Raw genomic sequence first — 3135 nt, forward strand, 5'->3', positions numbered from 1 at the left:
GGTGGATCCGCCAGGCCATCACCCGCGCCATGGCCGACCAGGCCCGCACCATCCGCATCCCGGTGCACATGGTCGAGGTCATCAACAAGCTCGGCCGCATCCAGCGCGAGCTGCTCCAGGATCTGGGCCGCGAGCCCACCCCGGAGGAGCTGGCCAAGGAGATGGACATCACGCCCGAGAAGGTGCTGGAGATCCAGCAGTATGCGCGGGAGCCCATCTCGCTCGACCAGACCATCGGTGACGAGGGCGACAGCCAGCTCGGCGACTTCATCGAGGACTCCGAGGCCGTCGTGGCGGTCGACGCCGTGTCCTTCTCGCTCCTGCAGGACCAGCTCCAGCAGGTCCTGCAGACGCTCTCGGAGCGCGAGGCGGGCGTGGTCCGGCTGCGGTTCGGCCTCACCGACGGCCAGCCGCGCACGCTGGACGAGATCGGCCAGGTCTACGGCGTGACGCGCGAACGCATCCGTCAGATCGAGTCCAAGACGATGTCCAAGCTCCGCCACCCCTCCCGATCCCAGGTCCTGCGCGACTACCTGGACTGATGTTCGCTCTCAGCGGATCCGGGCTGCCCCTTTTGGGGTAGCCCGGGTGTGTTTCGGGTCACGGAGGGCATCACAACGCTGTGGCGCCGCGCCAACCCACTTGTGATCGCAGCCGGGGCGCGATAGGAAGGGCTGGCGGGGGTTCGATCGACTCCCGCGAGGCTCGACGGAAATGTGACACCGGTCCCGCGCACCAACTGGGAACGATGTCGGGCAACCTGGTGTTGAACCAACTGTGAACGACGCAAGGAAGCGTTCGTCGGTGACGACCAGAGGAGGAAGGCGATGACCCCGACTCTCACGCCGCCGCCGGAGACGGCAGCGCCCCCCGCCGCCGATGAACGGTGCGACCGCTGCAACGCGGCAGGGAAACTTCGGGTCAGGCTCGCCGAGGGTGGCGATCTGATCTTCTGTGGACATCACGCCAACAAGTACGCTGACCAGCTGGTCAAGATCGCTGTTGAGGTAGCCGTCGCCCCGGACTTCACGTGGCGCGGGACCGAGCTTTCGGCCAGCTGACCCGATATCAGCACCGCCGCAGGGCGCCCTCTGGGCGCCCTGCGGCCTTTTCGCCCAAAGGCCGCACCGCCCGGCCCGACGCCGCGCTCCGCGCAGGCCAGGGCAGGCACGCGACTCAGACACCCCCCGCGAAAGCCCGGTGAGCGGCCGGCCCGGGGCTACAGCGTCTGGATCGTTGCGATCCGCTCTTCCAGCTGCTCGATCGTCGCCTGGGCGCTGGGCGGCCCCCCGCACAGGCGCCGGAGCTCCGCGTGGATCTTGCCGTGCGGCAGCCCCGTGCGGTGGTGGTGCGCGGCCACCAGCGTGTTGAGCTGCCGGCGGAGCACGATCCGCCGCTCGCCCGCCGTCCGCGGCTGCTGCGGCGCCGACGGAGGCTCCGCAGCGGCCACCGGCGCCTCGGCGCCGCGGCGCTTGGCCGCGGCCAGCTGGTCCGCCTGGCGCTTCGACAGCAGGGTCGTGACCTGGTCCGGGGTCAGCAGGCCGGGCAGGCCGAGGTACTCCTCCTCCTCCGGCGTCCCCGTCTGGGCCGGGATGCCGAAGGTCGCGCCGTCGAAGATGACCTGGTCCAGCTCCGCCGTCGCCGAGAGCGCCTCGAAGCGCTTCTCCAGCTCGCCACTCGCGTCCTCCTCCCGCTGGGCGCGGGAGAGCAGGTCGTCGTCCAGGCCGTCCTTGGTCTTCGGCTCGCCCAGGACGTGGTTGCGCTGGGCCTCCAGCTCGCTCGCCAGCTCCAGCAGGTGCGGCACGCTGGGGACGAACACCGTCGCGGTCTCGCCCGTGCGGCGGGCGCGCACGAAGCGGCCGATGGCCTGGGCGAAGAAGAGGGGGGTCGAGGCCGAGGTGGCGTACACACCGACGGCCAGGCGCGGGATGTCGACGCCCTCGGACACCATCCGGACGGCGACCATCCACCGCTCCTGCGACGCCGAGAAGGCGGCGATGCGACCGGACGCGCCCACGTCGTCGGAGAGCACGACGACCGCCTTCTCGCCGGTGACCTCGCCGAGGACCTTCGCGTAGGCGCGGGCCGACTGCTGGTCGGTCGCGATGACCAGGCCGCCGGCGTCGGGCATGCCGCCGGCGCGGAGGTTCTGCAGGCGGGCGTCGGCGGCCCGCAGGACCTGCTGCATCCAGTCCCCGGTCGGGTCGAGCGCGGTGCGCCAGGCCTGCGCGATGAGGTCCTGGGTCATCGGCTCGCCCAGCCGGGCCGCCAGTTCGTCGCCGGCGGAGGTGCGCCAGCGCGTCTCCCCGCTGTACGCGAGAAAGATCACCGGACGAACGACGCCGTCCTGCAGGGCGTCGGAATAGCCGTAGACCGTGTCGGCGCGCGAGCGTTGCAGGCCGTCAGAGCCTCGCTCGTACTGCACGAACGGAATCGGGTTCTCGTCGGAGCGAAACGGCGTCCCGGTGAGCATGAGCCGCCGCACGGCGGGCTCGAAGGCGGCCTTGACCCCGTCGCCCCAGGAGCGGGAGTCGCCCGCGTGGTGGATCTCGTCGAGGACGACGAGCGTCCGGCGGGTGATCGTGCGCCGCTTGTGGACGGCGGGGGCGATGCCGACCTGCGCGTACGTGACGACGGTGCCGTGGAAGTCCGACGCCGCGTGCACGTCGGAGTTGCGGAAGCCGGCGTCGAGGTCGATCCCGACCCGCGCGGCGGCCTCGGCCCACTGGGTCTTGAGGTGCTCGGTCGGGGTGACGACGGTCAGGTTGTCGATCGTGCCGTCACCGAACAGCTCCAGCGCGACGCGCAGCGCGAACGTGGTCTTGCCGGCGCCCGGGGTCGCGACCGCCAGGAAGTCCTCGCGCTTGCCGCGCAGGTACTCCATGAGAGCCTTGCGCTGCCACACCCGGAGCGTCTGACCTTGTTGGACCACCGGACGCGGCGGCATGCGCACCCTCCCCCTGAAGCAAGCCACACGAAAACGCCCTCGGGTCGGGGACCACGAAGGCGTTGTCAGCCTAGCGGGCGCGCGCCGGTCTCACCCCGGCACGCGCCGAACGTCACGCAACCTCCGCTTCGCTCCGGTCGCGCGACTGTCGAACTGAGCCGATGGTGACCGGCCCCTCCGCTTCGCTA

The 3135-nt window shown here is 71.1% G+C and carries 3 protein-coding genes; 2 read left to right on the plus strand and 1 reads right to left on the minus strand.

Going from position 1 to position 3135, the window contains the following annotated elements; genetic code table 11:
* Both IEZ31_RS55470 and IEZ31_RS55475 read left to right on the plus strand, forming a co-directional pair.
* The coding region (locus tag IEZ31_RS55470) for a sigma-70 family RNA polymerase sigma factor (protein WP_190258244.1) at window positions 1-542 on the plus strand (542 nt) is incomplete at its 5' end.
* Between the two features lie 285 nt (window positions 543-827).
* On the plus strand, window positions 828-1061 hold the full coding sequence (locus IEZ31_RS55475; protein ID WP_190258245.1) for a DUF7455 domain-containing protein: 234 nt from the start codon (window positions 828-830) through the stop codon (window positions 1059-1061).
* Window positions 1062-1219: 158 nt separating this feature from the next.
* On the opposite strand, the gene IEZ31_RS55480 is transcribed toward IEZ31_RS55475, so the two are convergent.
* Complete coding sequence (locus tag IEZ31_RS55480) at window positions 1220-2947, minus strand: DEAD/DEAH box helicase (protein ID WP_190258246.1); 1728 nt, start codon at window positions 2945-2947, stop codon at window positions 1220-1222.
* Between the last annotated feature and the right edge of the window lie 188 nt (window positions 2948-3135).

The sequence above is a fragment of the Dactylosporangium sucinum genome (assembly GCF_014647515.1).
GTDB lineage: Bacteria > Actinomycetota > Actinomycetes > Mycobacteriales > Micromonosporaceae > Dactylosporangium > Dactylosporangium sucinum.

Coding starts and splice junctions, on each gene's coding strand:
- IEZ31_RS55475 (WP_190258245.1), top strand. CDS start 828: ATGACCCCGACTCTCACGCCGCCGCCGGAGACGGCAGCGCCCCCCGCC.
- IEZ31_RS55480 (WP_190258246.1), bottom strand. CDS start 2,947: ATGCCGCCGCGTCCGGTGGTCCAACAAGGTCAGACGCTCCGGGTGTGG.